Origin of the sequence: Aedoeadaptatus ivorii, from assembly GCF_030815095.1 — a bacterium.
GTDB lineage: Bacteria > Bacillota > Clostridia > Tissierellales > Peptoniphilaceae > Aedoeadaptatus > Aedoeadaptatus ivorii.
In genome coordinates, this window is sequence record NZ_JAUSWF010000004.1 from 89,412 (window position 1) to 112,571 (window position 23,160).

Genomic DNA, 23,160 nt, shown 5'->3' on the forward strand with positions numbered 1-23,160 from the left:
GGAGGAGGGATCTATGAAGGTTCAGTTTATTCATCACAGCTCGTATCGCATCGAAACCGCCGACCGCGTATTGGTCTTCGACTACACCGAAGGGCCGCTCGATCTGCCCACGGACAAGGCGATCTATTTTGTCGCCACCCACGGCCACGGCGACCACTTCAACCCCGAGATCTATCGCCATAGGGACCGGGCGCAGTATATCCTGTCCTTCGACATCGATGATCCCATCGAGGACGCGCATATTTTGCATACGGACGAAGCCATCGAGGTCGACGGCATGGTCTTTCACGGCTTCGGCTCCACCGACGAGGGCCTGAGCATTCTCGTAGAAATCGACGGCAAGACAATCTACCATTCCGGCGATTTGAACTTTTGGCTCTGGCCCCGCTACTCGGCCGAAGACATCGAGGCCATGGCACAGGATTTTATGCGCGAAGCGGACAAGGCCGCGGCGTTTGCCCCCATCGACGTGGTGATGGGCATCGTCGATCCCCGTATGAAGGATTTTTATTATCTCAGCAGCGAATACTTTTTGCGTAAGCTCAAACCCCGCCACTTTTTTCCCCTGCATTTGTGGGGCGACTTTCCGTTGTCGCAGGCCTTTCGCGACAAATTCGAAGAGGCCTATGCGACGGAAATTCACAGTCTGAAAGAAGATGGCGAGGTCTTTGACATAAATATTCAATAAGGAGGCAGTTATGGAACTGAAAGAACGAATCTTAAAGCGCCGGGCGGTACGCAAATACGTCCCCGGGGAAACCATGGATCGCGACACTTTGCTCGAGGTGTTGATGTATGCGTCGATGGGCCCCAGCAAGGGCAATGCCCACCCGGTGGAATTCCTATTGGTGGAAGACGAGGAAAAGAAGCGCAAGCTGGCGGCGATCAAGCGCTACGGCACCAAATACCTATCCGATGCGCCCCAAATCCTGATCGTCATGGGCAACACCAGCGTCGACTCCACCTGGGTGGAAGAGGCGAGCATCGCGGCGAGCTACTTGGGCCTGCTCTTAGAAGAAGAGGGCTTCGGCTCCAGTTGGGTGAACATCCGCGACCAAAAGACCCAAGAGGGCGAAGACGCCGAGGCGGCGGTCAAGAAGTTGTTTAACATTCCACCGGAATACGGCGTGCTGGCGCTGATCCCCTTCGGCAAGCAAGACGAACGCCTGCCCAAGAGAAAGCCCTTCGACGCGTCGGAAAAACTCCATACGGATTCTTTCTAATCCGCAAAATCCCCGGGAGACCGGGGATTTTTTCTGCCTCTTGCCTCTTACTATAGACAGCAAAAAGAGCGACCCCTGCGGTCGCTCTTTTGTCTGTGCATTGCGGGAGAAGGAATTTCTTCTTATTTGCTGTAATCGAAGAAACCTTGACCGGATTTGCGGCCCAGCTTGCCGCCGCGAACCATCTTTCTGAGGAGGATGTGTGCGCGGTATTTGCTGTCGCCGAATTCATTGTAGAGTACGTCCATAATCGCGAGGACGACGTCGAGGCCTACCAAGTCGCCCAGTGCCAAGGGTCCCATGGGGTGGTTGGCGCCGAGTTTCATGGCGGTGTCGATGTCTTCGGCAGAGGCGATGCCTTCTGCGTAGATGCCGATGGCTTCGTTGATCATCGGGATCAGGATGCGGTTCACTACGAAGCCGGGGGCTTCGTCGACTTCGACCGGGGTCTTGCCGATGGCTTCGGAGAGCTCGATGATGGCCTTCTTGGTTTCTTCACTGGTGTTGATGCCGCAGATGACTTCGATGAGTTTCATCATGGGAACCGGGTTGAAGAAGTGCATGCCGATGACTTTGTCGGGGCGGTTGGTTACCGCTGCGATGTCGGTGATGCTCAAAGAAGAGGTGTTGGTTGCGAGGATGGTCTTTTCGTCGCAGAGCTCGTCACATTGTTTGAAGTAGTCTTTTTTGATTTCCGGATCTTCGGAAGCGGCTTCGATGATGAGATCGCAGTCGGAAAGGTCTTTGAAGTCTTCGACGATGGAGATGCGCTTCATAGCGGCGTCCATGTCTTCTTGGGTCATTCTTTCCTTGCTTACGTTTTTGGCGTAGGCTTTTTCTACCTTCCCGGTGATCTTGTCGATCTTTTCTTGGGTGAGATTTCTACTCTTGATCACCACTTCGTGTCCCGTAGCCGTAACTTGTACGATGCCCAGTCCCATAGTACCGGAACCGATAACTCCGATTTTCATGAATGTCCTCCTATTCCAATCAATTAACGATTACTTTCCTTGAAATTCAGGGGCTCGTTTGCCCAAGAATGCCGCCATGCCTTCCTTTTGGTCGTCGGTGGCGAAACACAAAGCAAAGGCGGATTTTTCGATGTCCATACCCGTGTGGATGTCCGCTTGTATGCCGTCTACGATGGCGGCCTTTGCGTAGGAAACGGACTTGGATCCCTTAGATGCGATGGTATCGGCCATGCGCTTGGCTTCGTCCATCAGCTCTTCGGGCGCGACGACGGCGTTGACCAGGCCGATTTCATAGGCGCGATCGGCCTTGATGTTTTTCGCCGTATAGATCAATTCCTTGGCGATGCCCACGCCGACCGTTCTCGGCAGTCTTTGGGTGCCGCCGAATCCCGGGGTGATGCCCAGGCCCACTTCGGGTTGGCCGAATACGGCCTTTTCGGAGGCAATGCGGATATCACAGGCCAAAGACAGCTCGCAGCCGCCGCCCAGGGCGAATCCGTTGACCGCGGCGATAACGGGTTTGGAGAGATGCTCGATCAACATAAAGGTGTCCATGCCCAGCTTTGCAAAGGCGTGTGCTTCGGCCGCGTTTAAGGGTTGCATTTCCGAAATGTCCGCACCGGCGACGAAGGCCTTGCCTTCGCCGGTGAGGATGATCACTTTGATTTCGTCGTCCCCGTCGAGTTCCTGAAAGCAACGGTTGAGTTCCGTCAATACGTCGGAATTCAGCGCGTTTAAGCTCTTGGGTTTGTTAATGGTGACGGTGGCGACGGCGTCTTCTCGTTCGACGATTAGATATTGAAAGTCCATATAGGCACTCCTTTTCTGTCCGCAGTTTTATCTTTCTACGGTCATTGCGGTACCCATACCTCCACCGATACAGAGGGTAGCAAGACCCTTCTTGGCGTCGCGTCTCTTCATTTCATACAACAAGGTGGTGAGGATTCTCGTACCGGATGCACCGATGGGGTGACCGATTGCGATGGCACCGCCGTTGACATTGGTCTTTTCCGGATCGAGGCCGAGGGTCTTGGAAACGGCGCCTGCTTGTGCGGCAAAGGCTTCGTTGGCTTCGACCAGGTCGAGTTCGGAGAATTCCCAGCCGGCTTTTTCCAATGCCTTGGTGGAAGAGGGGATCGGGCCGGTACCCATAACCTTGGGATCTACCCCGGCGGATGCGTAGCTGATGATCTTTGCCATGGGTTCCAAGCCGAGTTCTTTCGCCTTGTCTTCGCTCATTACGATAACCATCGCCGCACCGTCGTTAATACCCGATGCGTTGGCGGCGGTAACGGTACCGTCTTTAATAAATGCGGGCTTCATGCCGCTGATGCCTTCTTTGGTTACGCCGTCGCGGATGTACTCGTCTTTGTCGACTACGGTGACCTTGCCCTTACGGCCCTTTACTTCTACGGCGACGATTTCTTCGTCGAAGGTACCGTCTTCGCGCGCCTTGCTGGCTCTTTGTTGGCTGACGGCGGCGATTTCGTCTTGTTGGTCTCTGCTAATGTCGTATTCTTTTGCTACGTTTTCTGCGGTAACGCCCATGTGGTAGTCGTTAAAGGCATCCCACAGACCGTCTTTGATCATTTCGTCGACGAGCTTCTTTTCGCCCATGCGAGCGCCCCAACGCGCGTCGTTTAAGATAAACGGAGCACCGGACATGGATTCTGTACCGCCCGCCAATACGATGTCCGCGTCGCCGGCTTTGATGATTTGTGCCGCGAGGGAAACCGCGCGCAGACCAGAACCGCAGACCTTGTTTAGGGTCATGGCCGGGGTAGTTTCGGGCAGACCTGCGTGTAAAATGATTTGGCGTGCCACGTTTTGGCCGAGACCGGCTTGCAGAACGTTACCGATAACGGCTTCTTCTACGTCTTCGGGCTTGATGCCTGCGCGTTCGATCGCCGCTTTTGCCGCCACGACGCCGAGGTCCACGGCACTTACGTTTTTGAATGCGCCGCCGAAAGAGCCGACCGGCGTTCTTGCTGCACTTACGATTACAACATTTTTCATTATATAGCCTCCCTTATTTTCTACGAAGATCTCGTGGACCTTCTGAAAGTGTTTTCCAGCTTCTATCTGCATTATAAATTGTAAAAGCAGCTTCGTCAATAGATTTGGGTAAAATTTGTTAATTTTTTTTCAAGAGAAACGGCGTTTCAAACCGCATGGTTTTGGGATAATTATTTTTTACACAAAGTCGAAATCGCTAAAACGGCGTCAATTTTCCCAATTCGCTATATATTTAACACCCCCTTTATCTTATAGGAAAAGGATTTGCAAAATTTTCACCTGATTTTACAGTCCCATAAAAAAAGAAGACGAGTGCAAATTCGTCTTCGTCTTCATTATATATCTGTCGTATTTTCGGCGCGTGCCGCCTCGCCCTTTTGCATGCCCGCCAAGGTCATCGCCAAGAGCACATCGATCTCCATGCCCAAAAGGGCCGCCCCGCGCTCGATCAGATCGCGGTCGCAGCCGGCCGCAAATTTGCGGTCCTTAAATTTTTTCTTTACGCTCTTCAAATTCATGTCCAAAGTCGACCGGCTGGGGCGCATCTGTTTGGCGGCAAAAATAATGCCCGTCAATTCGTCGGTCGCATAGAGCACGCGGTCCATCTCGTTTTCGGGCTCGTGAGGCGTACCGGTCATGGCCCAACCATGGCTCATGGCGGAGCGGATCATCTCCTCCTCTACCCCCTCGGCGCGGAGGATCTCCTCGCCGGCGATACAGTGCCGATCGGGGTGCAGCTCGTAGTCGACATCGTGGAGAATCCCCACCGCCCGCCAATACTCGATGCGATCGGGATCGATGGTCTCGGCAAAATGCGCCAAGACATCGCCCACCGCCCGGGCGTGCTCGATATGGTAGGTGTCCTTATTGTATTTTTTGACCAGCGCCATGGCCTCTGTTGCATTCACGGAAATTCCCTCCAGACTTGACAGCAATTTTCGCGAGGAGTAAAATATTCGTCATACACGCGGGTGTAGCTCAGTGGCAGAGCCTCGGCTTCCCAAGCCGATCGCGAGGGTTCGATTCCCTTCACCCGCTCCAAGGACCCACGGGGTCCTTTTTTTATTTAGTAGTGCAGTACGCTCTCTACCGGACGCGCGATGCGGCTGCGCCCGTTCAATGCGTCGAGTTCGATCAAAAATACGAATGCCTCCACCTCGCCGCCCAAGGATTCTACCAGCTGCTGGGCAGCGAGGCTCGTGCCGCCGGTGGCCAAGAGATCGTCGACGATCAGCACCTTTTCTTTTGGCGCGATCGCATCTTCGTGGATCTCTATGCCGTCGTTTCCGTATTCCAGATCATAGGTGACGCTGCGTTTTTTGTATGGGAGCTTGCCGGGTTTTCGGATGGGTACAAAACCCACGCCCAGTTCCAAAGCGAGGGGCGTGCCCAACAAAAAGCCCCGGGCCTCGATGCCCACGACTTTGTCGACCTCGTAGCGGCGCGCCGCCTCGGCCATGCGCCGAATGGCTTCTCGAAAGGCGTCTTTGTCCTTTAAGAGGGTGGTGATGTCCCGAAAGGTGACGCCTTTTTGGGGATAGTCTTCGATGCTTCTGATTGATTCTTTTAAATCCATGTGCCCTTCCTTTCTCCCCTTCAGTATAGCATTTTTTCAGGTTCCGAGAAACGGGTATAAGAAAACGGGAGGGATCTGCATGCAAAACATCGACGCATCCAATATGAAATACTACCGCCTTTTGGCGAAACAATACCCGGACCGCAAGCAGGCGCTGGGGGAAGCCGTCCTGAGCGAAGGGGCGCTCCTTTTGCCCAAGCCCACCGAACACTTCGTAAGCGATCTGCACGGGGAATTTCGCCCCTTTGCCCACGTGATCCGAAATGCATCGGGGGTGCTGCGCCGCTATATCGACGAACTGTTTCCCCAAAAATCCGAAGAAGAAAAACGGCGCCTCGCCACCATTCTCTACTATCCCAAGGCGAAACTTCGGGCGCTGGAGGGGGAGATGGAGCGGAGCGCCTATGAAGCGCTGCTCTTAGAGACCCTCGGGGATATGATTCTCGTGGCGAAGCGGGTGGCGGCTAAATACGATCACCGAAAGATCGCCCGCGCCTTTCGCCCGAACCGCGCCGAGGTGCTCGACATTCTTCTCCTGGAGGAGCCGAGCTTTCGCCACAAGGAACAATACGTACATAGGGTGTATGAGTATATCGTGCGAACCGGCGAGGCGGAGGGCTATATCCGCGCGCTGGCAGATCTTTGCGTGCGCTTTGCCATCGAAACGCTCCACGTGATCGGCGACATTTACGACCGGGGCGAGGGAGCGGAAAAGATCGTCGACACCCTGATGCACCACCCCAATGTCGATATCCAATGGGGCAATCACGACATCGCCTGGATCGGCGCGGCGGCGGGAAACTTTCCCCTCCTCGCCAATGTGGTGCGCATCGCCCTGCGCTACAATGTGCTCTCTACCCTCGAAGACGGCTACGGCATCAATCTGCTGCCGCTCTTCAACTACGCCAAACAATACGCGCCCACCGCGCCCTTTTACCCCCGCAATCCCGCGCCGGAGGCGGAGCGAAACGAGACGATTGCGCGCCTTCACAAGGCGATATCGGTGCTGCAGTTTAAGGCGGAGGGCCGGTTGATCCGAAGGCATCCCGAGTACGAAATGGACGATATGCTCCACCTACACCGCATGGACCTTAAGAAGAAGACCGTGACCGTGGGCGATGTGACCTATCCCCTGCGCGACGATGACTTCCCCACCGTCGATCCCGCCGATCCCTACGCCTTTACCCGAGAAGAAGAGGAAGTGGTAGAACGGCTGCGGGCGAGCTTTATGGGGAGCGAAAAGCTGAAGCGGCATATCCGCTTTATCGTCGATCGGGGCGGCATGTATAAAATCTGTAACGGCAATCTGCTGTTTCATGGCTGCATTCCCCTCGACGAAGCGGGCAATTTTCGAATGACCCGCTTTATGGGTCGGCCCCTGGCGGGAAAGGCGCTGCTCGATGCCCTCGACGATGCGGTGCGGATCGGCGTATTCGGCCACGGCGCGGCGCAGCAAGAAGCGGCGGATCTGATGCTCTATCTATGGTGCGGCACCGACTCGCCGCTTTTCGGCAAGAACGGCATCACCACCTTCGAGCGCTATTTTATCGAAGATCCCGAAACCCATTACGAAAAGAAGAACCCCTACTTCCGCCTGCGGGAAGACGCCGATACGGCAGAAAAGATCCTACACGCCTTCGGCCTCGACGATCCCCGCGCCAAGATCATCAACGGCCACACCCCGGTAAAGCGCGCCAAGGGCGAACATCCGGTCAAGGCAAACGGCAAGGTCATCGTCATCGACGGCGGCTTTGCCCGGGCGTACCAAAAGACGACGGGCACCTCGGGCTATACGCTGATCTCCAATTCCTACGGCATCCTCCTCGCCGCCCACGCGCCCCTGGCGAATGAGGCGGATCTAATCGAAGAAAATGTGGACATCACCTCGTCGATGGAGTTCGTCCTCGAATACGACGAGCGCCGCCTGCTGGAGGATTCCGACGCGGGCGATGCGCTCAAGGAAAAGATCCGCGATCTGTATACCTTGGCGGAACTGTACCGCACGGGCAAGCTCCGCGAAAGGCGATAAAGAAAATATGAGCATAAAAAAATCCGGCAAATGCCGGATTTTTTGTGTGCCGTTTATCTGTGGGCCAATTTTCCGTCGAGGATATAGAGGCCGCCCCAGTTTTCTTTGATACGTTCCAATTCCTGTACGAGATCGCGGAAGGTCTCTTCTTCTTCGCGTTGCTCTTCGATAAATTTGTTCAGAAATTGTTGGGTGTCCAAGCATCCCACTTCGATGGCGAGCTTGTAGATCTCTTTGATTCTACGGGTTACTTCTTTTTCGTGGTCCAAAGCGGCGCGGAAGGTGTCCTCGAAGTTGCCGTATTCTTTTTCGGGCTTCGGAATGCCTTCGTATACCGGCGTTTCGTCCATTTCGGAAATAAAGTCGTAGAACGCGCGGGCGTGTTCCATTTCTTCCTTGGCTTGTTCCACAAAGAAGTGGTTGAAGCCCTTCATGCCCAGGTCGTCTACATAGGCGGCCATGGCCATATAGATATAAGCGGATTCAATTTCGAAGTTAAACTGCTCGTTTAACTTTTGTGTCAATTCGTTAGACATACTTCCTCCTTAGAAAAAAAGTCTATACATTCTATACATACGGTTCATACACGCTATAAACTTTCATGCCGGACTGTACGAGACAGCGAACGACTTCCGGGATCTCTTCTACGGAAAGAAGCATACGGATCCCGTTATAGCGGAACGAACATCTGCCGTAATAGGGACTTTCGGTACGGTTCAGGAGATCCATAAGGGTATCCCGATTCTCATCCATATCCCCGATGTGAAAGAATACGTTCCGTTGACCCGGTTCTTTCACATTAATATTTTTAATTAAAAGCGTATCGTGCATGAACTCAACCCCCGAACTCCTGTTCGTAGATTTTATACCCGCGAAAGCATAGTTTAATCAGACTTTTTTTCTGTCGTGCGGATTCGGTCGATCTGCATTTCTCCCCGGGACTCGATGACGATTTTTGTAAGCGCCCCGAGCGAAAAGGCGGGGTTTTGGGCCCGCATCTCCTCGGCGCCGAAGGCGATCGTCTCGAGCGCCGTTTTGTATTCCCATATATCGGCGAGGTGCTGCCATTTGAGAAAGCCCGCGGAAAGGCTTGCGTGAAGCGTTCTCGCATCGGAAGGAAAGGACACCCGCTCGCCCGCCGCGTCTTCCAGGATGAGGGTAAAATCGGGCGCGCCCCGCTTCGCCGCCACATCCATAACGAGATCTGTGCCGCCGCCGGCGGGAAGGGCGATTTCTACCCTGCCGCTAAAGGTGAGGACGCGGTTTTCGCCGCCCCGTCCGGATGGCGAAAAGGCGCCTTCGCGCCAGATAGCGGCGTCTTTGCCGTCGATGCGCACGCCCTCGGCGGTTCCGGTGGTGAGATCGGCGTCCTCTTCAAAGTCGGCGAGGACCTTCGACGGGCTGTCGCGGCGAAGCGCGTAGCCCCCATCGGGGAGGTAGGCGGCAAGATCCTCGAAGATCGTCTCGTCTGCGACAAAGGCGTAGGCGAGCAATTCGAGATACGCTCGCTGTACGCGCGCTTCCAATATATCGGCCGTGTTCAAATAGAGCGCCGAAAGCCCCTCCCGGTCCAATCGCCCCCAGTTTTCGTTAAACTGCGTATGGTTGGCGTAGTCGATCAAAATCTGCCGCCGATCGGCACTCGTCCGCTCGTACTGGTTCATGCCCTCCATCGATGCCACGTCCTGGTCGTGGGTGCCCTGAATCAAAAAATAGGGCACATTCAGTTCCACCGGCGCATCGCCCGGGCGAAACTGGCCGTCGGTGGGCGCCACCGAAAGCACGCCCGCCACGGGGATTTCGGGCGTCTTTTTCCCCGTATCGGGGTCGTAGGGCAGATCGGAAAGCGCCGCCGCAATGGCCGCCGCCTCGCCGCCCCGGCTGTGGCCGCCCAGATAGATCCGCTCGGGATCTATGCGGTCTTTCAGGGCGCTTTCGTGCAGAATCTTGTCCACATGGTCCAACAAGAAGAGCGCGCGGGCGTCGTTTTCTGCCCGGAGCCCCTTGCCCAAATAGGCGTTAAAATGCGACTCTTCCACCGAGACAAAGCCGATGCCCCGCGCCGCCAAATACCGCCCCAAATAGCCGTATCCCTCCATATTGTCCTCGATCATATTGTGGTTGCCGTGTACGAAAAACAGCACCGGCACCTTCTCCTCGGTGCGGGGTATGTAGATTTCGCCTTCAAAGGGGATCGACTGCAGATCGTAGCCGTTTTGCCACAGGCGAAATTTCTCCTGCCGCGCGGGCACCCGGGCGTAGGCGGAGTAGTCCGCCGTGCCGAAGTCGATCGTATGATCGGGGCCGTAGACCACTTTTTCCCAGGGGTAGCGCGCAGGGATCGTGCGATCGGCCGGCGCCTTCGGCGGCTGTTTGCCGCCGCCGGGGAGGCCGTAAAAAAGCACGACGGGCAGGAGCCACAAGGCCCCCGCCGCGATGCGAAAAGGGCACGCTTTTTTACTCGAAAGCCGATCGACGGCAAACCATATACAGAGCACGGTGACGACGGCGATGCCGTAAAAATATAGGTCGTTCGCGGGCCCCAAGCCGCGCACCTGCCGCTCCTCTTCCAGTACGCCGTAAATCGCGGCCGCAAGAAGCACCGCCTCTACCGCCGCGGGCGACATATGCCGCCCGAAGAATCGGCGAAAGGCGCGCAGGCCGAGGTGCAGTAGGCAAAAATATATCCCCCACACGGCCGCCGCCGCGACGATGTGAGGGATGCGGGTCTGAAAGTAAAACCCGGGAAAGGCGTCGACGCCCATAAGGGCGATAAGGGCCATCAGCCCCGACATGCGCGCCGACGGGGTACCGATAAGAAGCTGTAGCCTAGGCTTCATGGCGACATCCTCCCCCGCAGCCTTTTTGGCCGCACGCGGCCTCTCGCTCTAGTTCGTCCGCCGGAAACACATGGTACTCGAAGCCATCGTCGCCGTGGATTTTGACCTTGACCAACGCGCGCAAAGTCGAGGTCTCTACCACTACGCCCCGGCCTTCGGGGGTGACGACTTTTTTGCCCGGGCGGGGCAGGCGCTTCAGGTTTTCTTCGTAGCCTTCCTGCTCGTAGCGCAGACAGCACAGCAGGCGACCGCAAACGCCGCTGATGGCGTCGGGATTCAACGAAAGTCCCTGGTCCTTCGCCATATGGATCCCCACCGACGAAAATTCCGTCAAGTACGACGAACAGCAGCATTCCCGGCCGCAACCGCCGATTCCGCCGATCATCTTCGCCTCGTCGCGCACCCCGATTTGGCGCAACTCGATCCGCGTGCGAAAAATGGCGGCGAGATCGCGCACCAGGCGTCGAAAGTCCACCCGCTCGTCGGCGGTAAAGTAGAATAGGAGCTTGGAGTTGTCGAAGGTGTACTCGGAGGAGATAAGGTGCATGTCGAGCCCGTGTTCCGCGACCTTTTTTTCGCAGATCAACAACGCTTCGCGGGCAAGATTGCGATTGGCGATATACCGGTCCCGATCCGCCTCGGTGGCGATTCGGAGCACGGGCTTTAAATCGCCGATCACATTGTCGTCGGCCACGGTCTTATGCGCAATCGCGACATACCCGTATTCAATCCCCCGGGCGGTCTCTACGATAACGGCATCGCCCACCGCAAGCGCCTCGCCGTGCGGCGCAAAGTAGTAGATTTTTCCGCGTTCCTTAAAGCGAACGCCCACTACGTCTTTCATCCTATCCCCCAAATTCTAACAGCATCCATTCGATCGCAAAGCCGCGATTCACATTGTGTTCCTTTAAGTCGTAGACCGTATAGAGCGCCTCGATCATGTCGTAGACGCGGGGCCCTGCCTTTTCGGCATCGGCCGCGATCTGCGTCCGAAACTCGCCGTTGTAGAGCCGATTTTCATCTTTCGTCTCGAGCCATACCGCCATATCCCGCAGATAGCTTTCGATACAAGCGAACAGCGGATCGATGTCGTCCTTCTTCTCCTCCACCAACTTCCGCGCGAGAAATGCCTCTTCCCGCCGCGCAAATAGGCGGTGGAGCATGGCAAATGTTTCTCGTTTGAGGACGGGGTCGGTCTCCGCTTCTTCTACGCGGAGTTCGTAATAGCCCGAGCGCGACCGAACCGTCGGCAGAATGCGGTCGGGATGGGCGCTCAGCAAGAGAAACGACGTCTTAGCCGGCGGCTCTTCCAACAGTTTTAACAGCGCATTTTGGCCCTCGACGGTGGTCTTTTCGAATTCCGAAAACAAAAACACCTTGCCGCCCCCCAAATACGAGGTCATGGACGCCTCTTCGATGACGTCTTCCACCATCTCTTTTTTGATGGAGGCATTTCGCGTCTTTTTGCTGGGCAGGATCTCGAAATAGTCGGGGTGGTTTTTGCCGTCCCCCGCCCCCGATACAAATTGGCGGCACGAAGCACAATGCCCGCAAGGGGCGTCCCCTTCCGGGCAGAGTAGAGCCATGGCAAATTCCCGCCCCCGACGGAGCGCACCCTCACCCGATCCCTTGAGGATGTAGCTGTGCAGCCCGCCTGCGGGAAAGCTCTGTGTATGTTTCATTATATCTGCATGCCCTTTTCCAAATTGACGGAAAACACATGGGCGCCGGCGTGGGGATCTTCGGGATCGTGGCGATCGCCGATAATGCGCTGAAAGATATCTTTTAAGCGCGCCTCCTGCTCCGCCCGAATGCCGATGACCACGGTGGTGTTTCCCTCTTTTAGAAAGCCGCCGGTGGACGCCATCTCGGTAACGGATATGCCCTCTTCCATCAATTCGTCGATAAAGTCGCCGATAAAGCGGTCGGCGATTATGGCAAAGACCATCTTTTCCATGACGGCCCCCTTAATAGCGGCTGTATTCCGCCACGTCGAGGATAAAGATCGTGGCGCCGCCCACCCGCACATTGAGCGGATAGGGCAGGAAGGATTCTCCCGGCGCGGTCATGGCGACCATAGAGGCGGGCTCGTCGCGTACCGAGCAGTTTTCCTCCATAATCGTCAAGAGTTCGTCCATATCTTCTTCCTCTACGCCCATCAAGAGGGTGGTGTTTCCGGATTTCAAAAAGCCGCCGGAAGAAGACAGTTTCGTCACGCGGAATCTCTTTTCGGTCAGGACGTCGATCAAGCCGGAGGCGTCTTGGTCCTGCACGATGGCAAATATCAGTTTCATCGTTGATTGCGCTCCTTTTCTATGCTTTCGATACAACGGGCCAGGACCTCCTCCTGCGGCAAAAAGGCGTCGATCCGCACCAGGCGGTCGTCCCATTTGCGGGAGAGGATGCGGTAATTTTCCTCTACGGATCCCAAAATGCCCTCGTCCGATTCCAGCCGATCCGCCTTTCGATCCCCGATGCGGGAAAGCGAGGAGTGCTCGGCGCTGTCTAAATAGATGGTGATGTCGGCCGAAAGGCCCGCGGTGGCGAATTCGTTGATCGCCTCGATCGCCGAAAGCCCCAGTTGCCGGCACAGGCCCTGGTAGACGAGGCTCGAGAAGACGAACCGCTCACAGATCACCAGCTGCCCCGCCTCGAGGGCGGGAATAATGCGCTCTTCCACGTGTTGGGCGCGGCTCGCCGCATACAAGAGCGCCTCGGTGCGGGGGTGCATCTCCTTGTTCTCGGGCGAGAGCAGAATATCGCGGATTTCCTCGGAGATCGCGGTACCCCCCGGCTCCCGGGTGCTGATGACGTCTACCCCTCGAAGGCGATAGTACGATTCGATGCCCCGCGCCACGGTGCTCTTTCCAGATCCGTCGGGCCCTTCGATTACGACAAATATGCCTTTCATGGAAATCCCCCCTTCTTTTTATTATTATACCACACGCACCCTATGCGAAAATCACGCGCGCGCAATCGCCGCCTCGAAGGTCTCGAGAAATCGGGTATCGGCCATGCCCGCCTCGCCAAAGACTTCGTCTAAAACCGTAAAGAGCGCGCGGAAGTTCTCTTCGGAGATGTTCGACCCCATATGTCCGATGCGGATCAGCCCATCGTGGAGTTCCCCCACGCCCTTGGAGATCATGACGCCCTTTTCTCGGCAGCGGTCTAAGATCTCGGTGGCGGTCATGCCATCGGGCACGCAGACGGCGGTTACCGTATCGGAAAAGGCGTCCTTCGGATACAGGGTAAAACCGCTGTCGACGAAGGCCTTTCTCGTAATCTCGCCGTATTGTCTATGTAGGGCGATCGAATCGCGTTCTTGCCACAGGTCCAGCGCCTCGTTTAAGGCATAGGTCAGGTGTTCGCTCATGGTGTAGGGAAAGGCGAAATCTTCGCTCACGTCGAGATAGTTTAAGAGATTCATATAGTAGCTGGGAATCCGCGTCTTGCGATTTCGCATTTTTTGTTCCGCCGCTTCGCTTAGGGTCAAAATCGAAAGACCCGTCGGCGCACTCAGACACTTTTGGGTGCCGCCGAGAAGAATGTCCATGCCGCTTTCGTCGAAGTCGATGTCTTCGCCGCCGAAGGACGAGACACAGTCGACGATCGAGAGGATACTGTATTCCTTTAAGAGTTTGCAGATGGCGGCGGCGTCGTTGGTGATGCCCGAGGGGGTTTCGCAGTGCACCATGGTCGCCAGGGCGAAGTCCGAATCCTTTTCTAAAAACGCCCGCAGCGCGTCGACGTCGAGTCCGTGGCGAAAATCGCCTTCAAACAGCACCGCTTCGCCGCCGAAAAAGTCGACGAATTCCGAAAAACCCGCGCCGAAAAAGCCGTTGGAAAGCACCAATACGCGCTCGCCCGGTTCCATCAAAGAGCACACGCTCCCTTCCAAGGCGAGCATGCCTTCGGCCAACATAATGATCGAAGGGCGGTCGGTATGTACCACGCGGGAAAGCTTTTTCTCCACATTGCGGTGGAACTTTTCATATTCCGGATCCAGGTCGGGATTGGTAACAATCCCTTGCATGGCTTTTTCTACACGCGGATCGATGGTCGTAGGGCCTGCGCACAAAATTTTCATAGTTACCTCCTATTGAAACGATTGCATACGGTATCAGTATATCACGAAGCGGTCGTGTTGAAAACGCCGAAAAAGTGGAGTATGATGGAGGTATACCGTTATGATTTCGATCACAGGAGGTAGACAATGACATTAAAAGGCAGCAAAACCGCCGTCAACCTGCTCACTTCGTTTGCCGGAGAGAGCCAGGCGAATATGCGCTACACCATGTACGCCAAACAGGCGGAAAAAGACGCATCCATTCAAATTCGCAATATCTTTGAGGAAACCGCTCGCAACGAAAGAGAGCACGCCAAGCGCTTCTATAAATTCCTCACCGCGGAAATGACCCACGAAGAACTGAATGTGGACTGGAACTTCCCCGTTACTTATGCCGATACCGCCGCCAATCTGGAAGCGGCCATCGCCGGCGAAAACGACGAAGCGACGGATATGTATCCGACCTTCGCCAAAATCGCCAAAGAAGAGGGTTTCGACGAAGTCGCCGAGGCATTTACCGAAATCTCTGAAGTAGAAGAAAAGCACCGGGACCGCTACAAAAAGCTCCTGGACAATGTCAAAAACGACCGCCTCTTCGAACGCGACGAAGTCGTCCTCTGGAAGTGCAACAACTGCGGCTACATCCACGAAGGCAAGACCGCGCCGGATGTTTGCCCCGCCTGCGTGCACCCCCAAAAGTGGTTCGAACTCTTTAAAGAAACGTATTAAACAGCGCGGAAGGGGCCGGTTCGCCGGCCCCTTTCTTTGTCCCTTCGGGGACGGAAAGTGAGGCATTTATGCAACAAAAAATTCCGGGCATGCTCCTCGCCGCCGTGATTGCCTTGGCGGCGACCTTCTTGGGCAAGTCCTTTCCCATCGTAGGCGGCGCCGTCTTCGCCATTTTGATCGGCATGATTCTGGCACGGTTCTCGTTTCCCCGCACGGCGTTGGATCCGGGCATTTCCTTTACCGCGAAATACATACTGCAGCTCGCGGTGGTGCTCTTGGGATTCGGCATGAATCTCTTCGAAGTGCTGCGCGTCGGCGCCCAGTCCCTGCCCATCATCATCTCCACCATCGCCACGGCGTTGATTGTGTCGTACCTTTTGCAAAAAAAGCTCGACATCACCCCCGTCTCGGCGACGCTGGTGGGCGTGGGCTCTTCGATCTGCGGCGGCAGTGCCATTGCCGCCACCGCGCCGGTCGTCGAAGCGCGGGAAGAAGAGATCGCCAAGGCGATTTCTGTCATCTTCTTCTACAATGTGCTGGCGGCCCTCCTCTTTCCCACCCTGGGCGGCATATTGGGACTTACCAATGAGGGCTTCGGGATCTTTGCCGGCACCGCCATCAACGACACCTCGTCGGTGACGGCGGCGGCGAGCACTTGGGATGCGATGCACGCCTCCAATGCGCTCGACATCGCCACCACGGTAAAGCTCACCCGCACCCTGGCCATCCTCCCCATCACCTTGTTCCTCGCCTACCGAAAAACCAAGGCGGGAGGAGGCGCGGTCTCGATAAAAAACGTGCTCCCTTACTTCGTCTTTTTGTTTTTGGCGGCATCGATCTTAACCACCGTACTTACCGGCATCGGCATAGACGGCGCGTTTTTTGCTCCCTTAAAGACCCTCTCGAAATTCTGCATCACCATGGCAATGGCGGCCATCGGGCTGAACACCGACATCGTAAAGCTCGTAAAAACCGGCGGAAGCGCCCTCGCCTTGGGCGGCATCTGCTGGGTCTCGATCGCCGTCGTAAGCCTTTTGATGCAACATCTTATGGGCATTTGGTAATCGAAGAAAAAGAGCAGGTTCAAAAGAACCTGCTCTTTTTTTGCGCTGTAATTTATCGGAGCGCCGAAAGAATCTCGTCGACATCGGGCCGCTCGTCTTGTTCGTATTGTTTGCACCAAATCACCGCGTCATCCTCGTAGACCACGACGGCGCGTCCGCTGATGCCAGCCTTGTCGATATAGACCCCGCACTGCTTGGCGAGGTCGCCCTTGGGCTCGAAGTCGGCGAGGATCTTGAGTTTTCCGAGACCGATGCTCTTTGCCCACACGCCCTTTGACGGATGGGCATCCACGCTGATGCCGAAGGGGGTCACGCCCAGCTTTTCGAAATCCTCATAGGCGTTTTCGAGATCGCGCATTTGGTCGGTACACAGAGAGGTAAAGGCCAGCGGGTGAAAGGCCAAAAGCACCTTTCCCTTTAGATCCTTCGAGTCGACCTTCTCGCCGGTTTGATCCCGAAGTACGAATTTCGGCGCGCTGTCGCCTTTTTTTACAATCGTCATCATTTTCTCCCTTCAGGTATCAGTGTTTGCGTACGTCCGCATAGGAGGCATCGGTATCGAATACGCGCTTGGCGTAGGGACATAGGGGAATAATCTTTACCCCGCGCTTTCTCGCCTCGCCCGCCAGGGCCACCACCAGCTCGCCGCCGATGCCGCGCCCCTTGTTCGGCTCGTCCACGCAGGTACAGTCCAATACCCAAATGTCCTCTGCTTCCCGATAGATCGCCTCCCCGACTTCCTTTGCGTCCTCGTAGGCGGCGACCCGGTGATTGTCGGGTTCGTATCGAATGTCCATGGGACTCCTCCTTACTGTCTTCTTACTGTGTCGGTTCGCATCCGAACCTCATCGATATATGTGTATATACCCAAAACCGCAAAGAAATCGTCAATTTCTGCGACAAAAAAAGGTCCCCGAAGGGACCTCTTCTTATACGGTATTTATACAGCAATTTCGTCCGTGTCTTCTTCTTCGTCTTCGATATTCGGCTTGGGACGCTTGACGATATGGTCGTAGTAGATTTTTTCTACGATCATAGAAATCGCGTTGTCGCCGGCTACGTTGGCCGCCGTACCGAAAGAGTCCTGAGTCAGATAGAGGGAGACGAGGATGGCCGCGATGGGAGAATCCGTCGCGATGCCGACCACCGGCAAGAAGGGCAGGGCACTCATTACCGCGCCGCCCGGTGCGCCGGGAGCCGCCACCATAGCCACGCCCAATACGGCGATAAATTGAATCAACAGGCCATAGCCGTGGGGCATATTATACATATACAGCAAAGTATATACACAGGCCGTAATGGTGATCATAGAACCGGGCAAGTGTACCGTCGCCGACAAGGGGATGACGAATTCGCGGATCTGTCGGGTAACCCCGATTTGACGGTTACATTCCACATTGACGGGAATGGAAGCCGCCGAAGATTGGGTACCCACAGCGGTGAGATAGCCCGGAATCATCTTGATAAAAGATTGAACCGGATTTCTCTTGGTGTAGGTGCCCGCCACGAGGAACATCGCAAAGACGTAGAGCACGTGGAGAATCAGGATGCAGACGAAGATGCGGATAAAGATGGAAAGGATTGCAAATACACTGCCGGAGTAGGCCATATTTGCGAAGTTCCCGAAGATAAAGAAAGGAAGTAAGGGAATAATGACATTGGCCAAAACCATCTTAATCATTTCGTTAAATTCGTCTACCAAGGTGTAGAAGCCGTCGCCGGTGCCCCGTTGTCTCAATATGGAAACGCACAGACCCACCATAAAGGCGAGGACCAAAGCCCCGGTAACGTCGATCGCCGGTTCGAGGGGAATCTCGAAGTACGCTTCGACGGTCTTTTCGGTGGCGCCTTGAATTTCTGCGACCATTTCCTTGGAGATAAAGCTCGGGAAAATATTGCTCGCCATGATATAGGACAAAGAGCCCCCGATCAAGGTGGAGCAATACGCCAGGCCAACCGTAGCCAAGAGCAGCTTACCGGCACCCTCGGAGAGGTCGGCGATACCTTTGCTGACAAATGCGATAATCATCAGGGGGATGATGAAGTTCAAGAACTTACCGAAGTTCGCAGAAAATGTCACTGCGATTTTGGTGACGACTTCGGGTAAGTAACTTCCTACCAGCACCCCTAAGAGGATCGCGATGATCAGTCGGGGAATCAGTCCCAGACTGAATTTTTTCTTTTCACTCATTGTGAACCTCCTAGTTTTTGACTATGTATAATACCATGACTCCATTATAACAAACTTAAGGAATTCCGCATCCGATTTCTAAAAATACTCTAAAAGTATACAATCATTTATCAAAGTCCTTTGATAAAGGAATCCGAGGCCGACGACGCTTTATCGGGTATACGGGTATATAGGAAATAGGAGGAAACGATGAAGCGATTATACACATGCAAAGACCGCGGCTACCGCGAAGCCCAGGGGGGCCAAGAGGCCTTTTGGATCGAACTCAGAAGTCCCGACGAACGCGAGATCAAAGAAATCACGCGGGCCTACGAACTCCCTAGAGACTATCTGACTGGGGTGGCCGATCCCTACGAAGTCCCCCGCAACGAAGGCGAGGACGATCCCAAGCCGGATCTGTTTATCCTACGCTATCCCATCAAAAACACCGACGGCTCTTACGATACCCGCCCTGTGGCGCTGATCCTTACAAAAAAGGCGGTAATTACCGTCCACTACGACGGCAGTGATTTTTTTCGCGCCTTCAAAGAAGGCAAGGGCCCCAAGCTCTCCAAGGAAAACACCTCGCCGGTGGAGGATATGATTATCAACTTCGCCTACTATATTTCGAAGAGCTATGTCGCCGCCATTCGGGAGATCAACGAAGAGATTATGGGCTTGGAGCAGGACATCAAGCGCTCTACCAAGAGCGGCTATATCGAAAAAACATCATTCTTTCCCGCAGTCTGATCCAGTTTAAGAGCGCCACAAGAGAAAACGAGCCGGTTCTCGAGGCGATCTTTCGCCTGCGTCGATTGGACGAAGACCCCGACCACGACGAACTCCTTCACGACGTGCAAGTAGAAAGCAAGCAGGCGCGCCTAAGGCAGAAGACGCCTCCCAGGTGATGGAAAAACTGGGCGATCTGTATTCCAATGTCATCAACAACAATCTAAACGAGGTCATGAAAACCCTCACCTCCATCACCATTCTTATGACCGTACCCACCATCGTCGGCGGCTACTGGGGCATGAACACGGAGCTGCCCATACAAAAGGCGCCCTTCGCCTTTTGGTGGCTGATCCTCTTGAGCGTCGTAGTGATTCTGCTTTTGACCTGGTATCTGAAGAAGAAGGACTATCTGTAAGATCTCGCTTTTCGAGGGCGGCTCGGAAAGCGTGCTATTTTTTTGTATGGGCTCTTTTCAGTATTTTCCTTTTGTGATACACTTTTCACATGCAAACGTATCTCTCTATTGACTGGAGGAAATGATGAAAAAGAACAATTACATAACGCCGATCAGTTTTGGCGTTGCGACGGTGTGGTTTTCCACCCACTGCGGGGCGGGCTTCGCCTCGGGTACACAGGAACTGCAGTTTTTCGCCAACCACGGCTGGTTCGGCGTACTCATGCCCATTCTGACCTTTGTCCTGATCGCCCTGACCTACTATGTGGGCCTGGAGACCGCACGCCAAACCGATCGTTGGAGCTATGACGCCTGGTCCAAAGAGGCCTACGGCAAGTACAGCAAGGTCCTCACCCCCGCCATGGACGTGAGCATTGTCATTACCACCGTGGCCGCATCAGCCGCCACCATCGCCACCGGCGGGCTGTTGGTGAACGAATATCTGGGTCTGCCGGTGATCGTCGGCTCCCTTTTGATGGTCGTCATCGTCACCCTGCTCGTCATCTTCGGAGAAGAAGTCGTCCGCAAAAACGCCACCATTATGACTATCGCAATTTTGGCCATTATCTCTATCGTTATCGTGGCGGGCCTGATCAAATTCGGGCCGGATATCGCGCGCTTGTTCTCCGAAGGCTATGTGAATCCCCAAGCCACCAAATGGGGCATTAGCGCATCCGATGAGACCGTGCCGGGCAATCTCTTGAACTCGCTGTTGTGGGCGCTTACCTATGCGGGATTCCAAATTAGCGCCATCGGCGGCATCACCTCCTCTTTTAAGGGCGGTGAAACCAAAGAAGAATCCAAGGGCGCGATGATCGCCGGCGCGGTGATGAACATCCTGATGCTCGTCGGCATCTGCCTGTTGATCTTCTCGCAAATGCCCGACATCTACCTGAACGAAACCACCCGGGCGCTTCCCACCATCGCCGTGGTCAACCAGCTTCACATCCCGATCCTGGAGGTGCTCTACCCAATTCTCCTATTTTTGGCGCTGATCACCACCGCCGTCGGCTTTATCTTCGGCATGGTACAACGGATCGAGCCCCATATCATGAAGCAAGAGACGAATATCGTCAAGAAAAAGGCGATCATCGCCGTGGCATCGCTGGTGGTCTGCTATCTGGTGTCCCGCTTGGGCCTGATGTGGATCGTACAAAACGCCTACAAGTACCTGGGAATCTTCAACTGGATCTTTATCATCCTGCCCCTGTGGTTCTTGGGCTATAAGGCGATCGCCCGCAGGGATCGCTTTCTGAAAGAAAAATAAACCATCGATCGCAAAACGTCGCCGCATTCGGCGGCGTTTTTTATTTTCCCGAAAGAAATGCGAAAATCCGCCCTTTTTTTGGCACAGGAAGTGCATTTATTCTCATTTGTGCTATACTGAAAAAGAGTCGTTTTTACGACCGTTTTTTACATAAGGAGATGTTTACGTGCACAAGCATATACGCGCCTTTACGGGGATACGCGCCGTCGCCCTGTGGGGCGTGATCCTGTATCACCTATACCCCCACGTCGTACGCGGGGGCTATTTGGGCGTGGTGGTTTTCTTCGTCTTGTCCGGCTATTTGCTCATGCGCCAATTTCTCGACAAGCCGACCGAGCCCATACACAAATTCATCGACCGCTACAAGCGGCTCACCCCGCCCCTGTTGTTTGTCGTCGCGGTGACGACGTTTTTTGCCGCGGTATTTTTCCGCGACGATTTTTCGGCGGTATTCGCCTCCGGCCTCGCCGCGCTCTTTGGCGTAAACAACTGGCAGCAGATCCTCCACGGCTTTTCGTACTTCGATCTGCACGGGCGCTTCTTGCCCTTTACCCATATGTGGGCGCTCTCCGCACAGATGCAGTTTTATCTGGTCTGGGCGATTCTTCAAAAGCGATTCGGCAAGAAAAAGCCCGCCTTTGTCCTCTCCCTCGCCGTGATGCTCATCGTCTCGTTTCTTCTGATGATGGGCATGACGCCCTTTCACGAGGACCATACCCGCATCTATTACGGCACCGATACGCGCTTTTTCTCCTTTGCCATGGGCGCGCTCTTCGCCGTACTGGGCAAGCAGGGGATCTTCCGAAAACCCCAGCGCGACAAGAGCCTCCACGTGCTCGCCCTTACGGCCGTCACGCTGCTCTTATTCTTCTTCTTTGTCGAAGGGAAATTTCTCTATTACGGGGGCATGTTTCTCTTTACCCTGCTGATCTGCTTTCTCTTGGTATTTGTCGCCAAAGACGACAACGCCGCGGCGCGCGCCTTCGATACGCCCCTACTGCGCTATTTCGGCAGCCGCAGCTATGAGCTCTACCTGTGGCAATACCCCTTGATGCTGCTCTTTCAACAGTTTTTTGCCCACCACGCCATCTCGTATACGATGGTGGTGCTCTTGCAGCTGCCGGTGCTACTCCTCGCGGCAGAAGGCACCTATCGCCTATTCCGCGCCCCTAAGCGCAAAAAACTCGTACCCGCCCTGCTCCTCGTCTTCCTCCTCTCTTCGGGGGCGGGATTCCTCTTGCCCGAGTCCCCGGCGGCCGAGGCCGACCCCGTCCAAACCGAAGAAGCGCATGCCGAAGGCGATGTGCCCCAAGGGGTGAGCGCCGTCAATGCAGAGTGGCCCGCCCTCGCCCTCACCGAAGCCGATCTCGAGACGCTTTCGGAAATGCGGGGGTTGATGATCGGCGACAGCATTACCGAGATGGTCGCTCCCTATGTGGAAGACCTTATGCCCCGTATGACCGTAAACGGCAAAGTCAACCGCCAACTCGTCCACGCCAAAGACGTCCTCTCCGAGTACGATTTGGAAAACCTGGACACGGACGTCCCCGTGGTATACCAGCTGGGCACCAATTCCGACTTTCATTCCGACACCTTAAAGGACCTCCTCGACCGCACGGGGGATCGGCCTATTTATCTGATCAACACCGCCATGCCCGACCCCTGGGAGGCGAGCGTCAACGAAAAATTTGCCGAAGCTGCAAAGCGGCCGAATGTGCACCTGATCGACTGGTATTCCATCGCCAAAGAACGGGAAGACATCTTTATCGAGGACCACACCCACCCCAAGGGAATCGGACGCAATCTGTTCGCCCAAATGGTCGCCAAGGCACTCCTCGCCGGCGAAACCGACGCAGAATAGCCGCACGCACAACCGGAGAGATCTCCGGTTGTTTTTGTATCTTTTTTCGTACGCAATATTCTTCTTTTTACACCCTTGTCCGCCAAAGGCTTTCATAGTATAGTACCAACAAATACAGTGCCCGGAAGACGCGAAGGCGCCCCGGGCAGGGAGGTTGATTCG

At 55.1% G+C, this 23,160-nt stretch carries 26 protein-coding genes and 1 tRNA gene; 10 read left to right on the forward strand and 17 right to left on the reverse strand.

What is annotated here, in order from left to right; genetic code table 11:
- The first annotated feature begins 13 nt into the window (after positions 1 to 13).
- Entirely contained in the window at positions 14 to 688 is a 675-nt protein-coding gene (locus QO008_RS03885; RefSeq protein WP_307384581.1) for an MBL fold metallo-hydrolase, read from the forward strand.
- Between the two features lie 10 nt (positions 689 to 698).
- Positions 699 to 1,223: a nitroreductase family protein gene (locus tag QO008_RS03890; RefSeq protein ID WP_126466195.1), complete on the forward strand. Its 525-nt coding sequence runs from the start codon at positions 699 to 701 to the stop codon at positions 1,221 to 1,223.
- Between the two features lie 122 nt (positions 1,224 to 1,345).
- Here QO008_RS03890 and QO008_RS03895 read toward each other — a convergent pair whose 3' ends face one another.
- The 4 genes from QO008_RS03895 to QO008_RS03910 all read right to left on the reverse strand — a co-directional run bounded on the left by QO008_RS03895 (position 1,346) and on the right by QO008_RS03910 (position 5,118).
- On the reverse strand, positions 1,346 to 2,194 hold the full coding sequence (locus tag QO008_RS03895; protein WP_126466196.1) for a 3-hydroxybutyryl-CoA dehydrogenase: 849 nt from the start codon (positions 2,192 to 2,194) through the stop codon (positions 1,346 to 1,348).
- 30 nt (positions 2,195 to 2,224) lie between these two features.
- The gene (locus QO008_RS03900; RefSeq protein ID WP_126466197.1) at positions 2,225 to 3,004 is read right to left on the reverse strand and encodes an enoyl-CoA hydratase-related protein; all 780 of its coding nucleotides are present in this window, start codon (positions 3,002 to 3,004) and stop codon (positions 2,225 to 2,227) included.
- Positions 3,005 to 3,031: 27 nt separating this feature from the next.
- Positions 3,032 to 4,213 carry an acetyl-CoA C-acetyltransferase gene (locus QO008_RS03905; protein ID WP_307384687.1) on the reverse strand — a complete coding sequence of 394 codons (1,182 nt, stop codon included), beginning with the start codon at positions 4,211 to 4,213 and terminating at the stop codon, positions 3,032 to 3,034.
- A 332-nt stretch (positions 4,214 to 4,545) separates the two neighbouring features.
- On the reverse strand, positions 4,546 to 5,118 hold the full coding sequence (locus QO008_RS03910) for an HD domain-containing protein (protein ID WP_307384585.1): 573 nt from the start codon (positions 5,116 to 5,118) through the stop codon (positions 4,546 to 4,548).
- Between the two features lie 59 nt (positions 5,119 to 5,177).
- Here QO008_RS03910 and QO008_RS03915 point away from each other — a divergent pair.
- Positions 5,178 to 5,251: transfer RNA gene (locus QO008_RS03915), tRNA-Gly, on the forward strand.
- A 25-nt stretch (positions 5,252 to 5,276) separates the two neighbouring features.
- Here the strand turns inward: QO008_RS03915 and QO008_RS03920 are convergent.
- Positions 5,277 to 5,786, reverse strand: a complete 510-nt coding sequence (locus tag QO008_RS03920; protein ID WP_126466198.1) for an adenine phosphoribosyltransferase — start codon at positions 5,784 to 5,786, stop codon at positions 5,277 to 5,279.
- Positions 5,787 to 5,865: 79 nt separating this feature from the next.
- Here QO008_RS03920 and QO008_RS03925 point away from each other — a divergent pair, with 79 nt between their 5' ends.
- Entirely contained in the window at positions 5,866 to 7,815 is a 1,950-nt protein-coding gene (locus QO008_RS03925) for a fructose-1,6-bisphosphatase (protein WP_307384588.1), read from the forward strand.
- A gap of 53 nt (positions 7,816 to 7,868) precedes the next feature.
- Here QO008_RS03925 and QO008_RS03930 read toward each other — a convergent pair whose 3' ends face one another.
- Genes QO008_RS03930 through QO008_RS03970 form a run of 9 tightly spaced genes read right to left on the reverse strand, consistent with a single transcriptional unit; the run spans position 7,869 to position 14,742 of the window.
- Positions 7,869 to 8,351, reverse strand: coding sequence for a ferritin (locus tag QO008_RS03930; RefSeq protein WP_307384590.1), 483 nt, complete (start codon positions 8,349 to 8,351; stop codon positions 7,869 to 7,871).
- A gap of 31 nt (positions 8,352 to 8,382) precedes the next feature.
- Complete coding sequence (locus QO008_RS03935) at positions 8,383 to 8,646, reverse strand: hypothetical protein (protein WP_126466201.1); 264 nt, start codon at positions 8,644 to 8,646, stop codon at positions 8,383 to 8,385.
- Between the two features lie 53 nt (positions 8,647 to 8,699).
- Positions 8,700 to 10,655, reverse strand: a complete 1,956-nt coding sequence (locus QO008_RS03940) for an alpha/beta hydrolase (protein WP_307384593.1) — start codon at positions 10,653 to 10,655, stop codon at positions 8,700 to 8,702.
- A complete protein-coding gene (locus QO008_RS03945; RefSeq protein ID WP_307384594.1) occupies positions 10,645 to 11,499 on the reverse strand; it encodes a PSP1 domain-containing protein in 855 nt (284 codons plus the stop codon). The genes QO008_RS03940 and QO008_RS03945 overlap by 11 nt, the downstream gene beginning before the upstream one ends.
- 1 nt (position 11,500) lies before the next feature.
- On the reverse strand, positions 11,501 to 12,337 hold the full coding sequence (locus QO008_RS03950) for a DNA polymerase III subunit (RefSeq protein ID WP_307384595.1): 837 nt from the start codon (positions 12,335 to 12,337) through the stop codon (positions 11,501 to 11,503).
- Entirely contained in the window at positions 12,337 to 12,612 is a 276-nt protein-coding gene (locus QO008_RS03955; RefSeq protein WP_164715266.1) for a cyclic-di-AMP receptor, read from the reverse strand. The genes QO008_RS03950 and QO008_RS03955 overlap by 1 nt, the downstream gene beginning before the upstream one ends.
- A gap of 10 nt (positions 12,613 to 12,622) precedes the next feature.
- On the reverse strand, positions 12,623 to 12,949 hold the full coding sequence (locus tag QO008_RS03960; protein WP_307384597.1) for a cyclic-di-AMP receptor: 327 nt from the start codon (positions 12,947 to 12,949) through the stop codon (positions 12,623 to 12,625).
- Positions 12,946 to 13,566, reverse strand: coding sequence for a dTMP kinase (tmk, locus tag QO008_RS03965; RefSeq protein ID WP_126466207.1), 621 nt, complete (start codon positions 13,564 to 13,566; stop codon positions 12,946 to 12,948). The genes QO008_RS03960 and tmk overlap by 4 nt, the downstream gene beginning before the upstream one ends.
- Positions 13,567 to 13,617: 51 nt before the next feature.
- Positions 13,618 to 14,742 carry a pyridoxal-phosphate-dependent aminotransferase family protein gene (locus QO008_RS03970; RefSeq protein WP_126466208.1) on the reverse strand — a complete coding sequence of 375 codons (1,125 nt, stop codon included), beginning with the start codon at positions 14,740 to 14,742 and terminating at the stop codon, positions 13,618 to 13,620.
- A gap of 126 nt (positions 14,743 to 14,868) precedes the next feature.
- Here QO008_RS03970 and rbr point away from each other — a divergent pair, with 126 nt between their 5' ends.
- Positions 14,869 to 15,450 carry a rubrerythrin gene (gene rbr / locus QO008_RS03975; RefSeq protein ID WP_126466209.1) on the forward strand — a complete coding sequence of 194 codons (582 nt, stop codon included), beginning with the start codon at positions 14,869 to 14,871 and terminating at the stop codon, positions 15,448 to 15,450.
- Positions 15,451 to 15,518: 68 nt separating this feature from the next.
- Complete coding sequence (locus QO008_RS03980) at positions 15,519 to 16,514, forward strand: YeiH family protein (protein WP_307384599.1); 996 nt, start codon at positions 15,519 to 15,521, stop codon at positions 16,512 to 16,514.
- 52 nt (positions 16,515 to 16,566) lie between these two features.
- On the opposite strand, the gene QO008_RS03985 is transcribed toward QO008_RS03980, so the two are convergent.
- The 3 genes from QO008_RS03985 to QO008_RS03995 all read right to left on the reverse strand — a co-directional run bounded on the left by QO008_RS03985 (position 16,567) and on the right by QO008_RS03995 (position 18,705).
- A complete protein-coding gene (locus tag QO008_RS03985; protein ID WP_126466211.1) occupies positions 16,567 to 17,016 on the reverse strand; it encodes a redoxin domain-containing protein in 450 nt (149 codons plus the stop codon).
- Between the two features lie 19 nt (positions 17,017 to 17,035).
- On the reverse strand, positions 17,036 to 17,311 hold the full coding sequence (locus QO008_RS03990; RefSeq protein WP_126466212.1) for a GNAT family N-acetyltransferase: 276 nt from the start codon (positions 17,309 to 17,311) through the stop codon (positions 17,036 to 17,038).
- Between the two features lie 143 nt (positions 17,312 to 17,454).
- Positions 17,455 to 18,705, reverse strand: coding sequence for a dicarboxylate/amino acid:cation symporter (locus tag QO008_RS03995; protein ID WP_307384601.1), 1,251 nt, complete (start codon positions 18,703 to 18,705; stop codon positions 17,455 to 17,457).
- A 189-nt stretch (positions 18,706 to 18,894) separates the two neighbouring features.
- On the opposite strand from QO008_RS03995, the gene QO008_RS04000 reads away from it, so the two are divergent.
- The 4 genes from QO008_RS04000 to QO008_RS04015 all read left to right on the forward strand — a co-directional run bounded on the left by QO008_RS04000 (position 18,895) and on the right by QO008_RS04015 (position 22,998).
- A complete protein-coding gene (locus QO008_RS04000) occupies positions 18,895 to 19,434 on the forward strand; it encodes a CorA family divalent cation transporter (protein WP_307384603.1) in 540 nt (179 codons plus the stop codon).
- Positions 19,435 to 19,498: 64 nt separating this feature from the next.
- Positions 19,499 to 19,831 (forward strand): CorA family divalent cation transporter, encoded by a 333-nt coding sequence (locus tag QO008_RS04005; RefSeq protein WP_307384689.1) that lies wholly within the window; start codon positions 19,499 to 19,501, stop codon positions 19,829 to 19,831.
- Positions 19,832 to 19,955: 124 nt separating this feature from the next.
- A complete protein-coding gene (locus QO008_RS04010) occupies positions 19,956 to 21,137 on the forward strand; it encodes a YkvI family membrane protein (protein WP_126466215.1) in 1,182 nt (393 codons plus the stop codon).
- Between the two features lie 166 nt (positions 21,138 to 21,303).
- Positions 21,304 to 22,998 (forward strand): acyltransferase family protein, encoded by a 1,695-nt coding sequence (locus tag QO008_RS04015; RefSeq protein ID WP_126466216.1) that lies wholly within the window; start codon positions 21,304 to 21,306, stop codon positions 22,996 to 22,998.
- The last annotated feature ends 162 nt before the right edge of the window (positions 22,999 to 23,160 follow it).

What these genes read in the sequence shown, in the direction of transcription:
- QO008_RS03945 (WP_307384594.1), bottom strand. Translation starts at nt 11,499, where the DNA reads ATGAAAGACGTAGTGGGCGTTCGCTTTAAGGAACGCGGAAAAATCTAC.
- QO008_RS04000 (WP_307384603.1), top strand. Translation starts at nt 18,895, where the DNA reads ATGAAGCGATTATACACATGCAAAGACCGCGGCTACCGCGAAGCCCAG.
- QO008_RS03970 (WP_126466208.1), bottom strand. Translation starts at nt 14,742, where the DNA reads ATGAAAATTTTGTGCGCAGGCCCTACGACCATCGATCCGCGTGTAGAA.
- QO008_RS03900 (WP_126466197.1), bottom strand. Translation starts at nt 3,004, where the DNA reads ATGGACTTTCAATATCTAATCGTCGAACGAGAAGACGCCGTCGCCACC.
- rbr (WP_126466209.1), top strand. Translation starts at nt 14,869, where the DNA reads ATGACATTAAAAGGCAGCAAAACCGCCGTCAACCTGCTCACTTCGTTT.
- QO008_RS03920 (WP_126466198.1), bottom strand. Translation starts at nt 5,786, where the DNA reads ATGGATTTAAAAGAATCAATCAGAAGCATCGAAGACTATCCCCAAAAA.
- QO008_RS03985 (WP_126466211.1), bottom strand. Translation starts at nt 17,016, where the DNA reads ATGACGATTGTAAAAAAAGGCGACAGCGCGCCGAAATTCGTACTTCGG.
- QO008_RS03885 (WP_307384581.1), top strand. Translation starts at nt 14, where the DNA reads ATGAAGGTTCAGTTTATTCATCACAGCTCGTATCGCATCGAAACCGCC.
- QO008_RS03940 (WP_307384593.1), bottom strand. Translation starts at nt 10,655, where the DNA reads ATGAAGCCTAGGCTACAGCTTCTTATCGGTACCCCGTCGGCGCGCATG.
- QO008_RS03895 (WP_126466196.1), bottom strand. Translation starts at nt 2,194, where the DNA reads ATGAAAATCGGAGTTATCGGTTCCGGTACTATGGGACTGGGCATCGTA.
- QO008_RS03890 (WP_126466195.1), top strand. Translation starts at nt 699, where the DNA reads ATGGAACTGAAAGAACGAATCTTAAAGCGCCGGGCGGTACGCAAATAC.
- QO008_RS03935 (WP_126466201.1), bottom strand. Translation starts at nt 8,646, where the DNA reads ATGCACGATACGCTTTTAATTAAAAATATTAATGTGAAAGAACCGGGT.
- QO008_RS03990 (WP_126466212.1), bottom strand. Translation starts at nt 17,311, where the DNA reads ATGGACATTCGATACGAACCCGACAATCACCGGGTCGCCGCCTACGAG.
- QO008_RS04010 (WP_126466215.1), top strand. Translation starts at nt 19,956, where the DNA reads ATGAAAAAGAACAATTACATAACGCCGATCAGTTTTGGCGTTGCGACG.
- QO008_RS03955 (WP_164715266.1), bottom strand. Translation starts at nt 12,612, where the DNA reads ATGGAAAAGATGGTCTTTGCCATAATCGCCGACCGCTTTATCGGCGAC.
- QO008_RS03995 (WP_307384601.1), bottom strand. Translation starts at nt 18,705, where the DNA reads ATGAGTGAAAAGAAAAAATTCAGTCTGGGACTGATTCCCCGACTGATC.
- QO008_RS03930 (WP_307384590.1), bottom strand. Translation starts at nt 8,351, where the DNA reads ATGTCTAACGAATTGACACAAAAGTTAAACGAGCAGTTTAACTTCGAA.
- QO008_RS03980 (WP_307384599.1), top strand. Translation starts at nt 15,519, where the DNA reads ATGCAACAAAAAATTCCGGGCATGCTCCTCGCCGCCGTGATTGCCTTG.
- QO008_RS03925 (WP_307384588.1), top strand. Translation starts at nt 5,866, where the DNA reads ATGCAAAACATCGACGCATCCAATATGAAATACTACCGCCTTTTGGCG.
- QO008_RS03950 (WP_307384595.1), bottom strand. Translation starts at nt 12,337, where the DNA reads ATGAAACATACACAGAGCTTTCCCGCAGGCGGGCTGCACAGCTACATC.
- QO008_RS03960 (WP_307384597.1), bottom strand. Translation starts at nt 12,949, where the DNA reads ATGAAACTGATATTTGCCATCGTGCAGGACCAAGACGCCTCCGGCTTG.
- tmk (WP_126466207.1), bottom strand. Translation starts at nt 13,566, where the DNA reads ATGAAAGGCATATTTGTCGTAATCGAAGGGCCCGACGGATCTGGAAAG.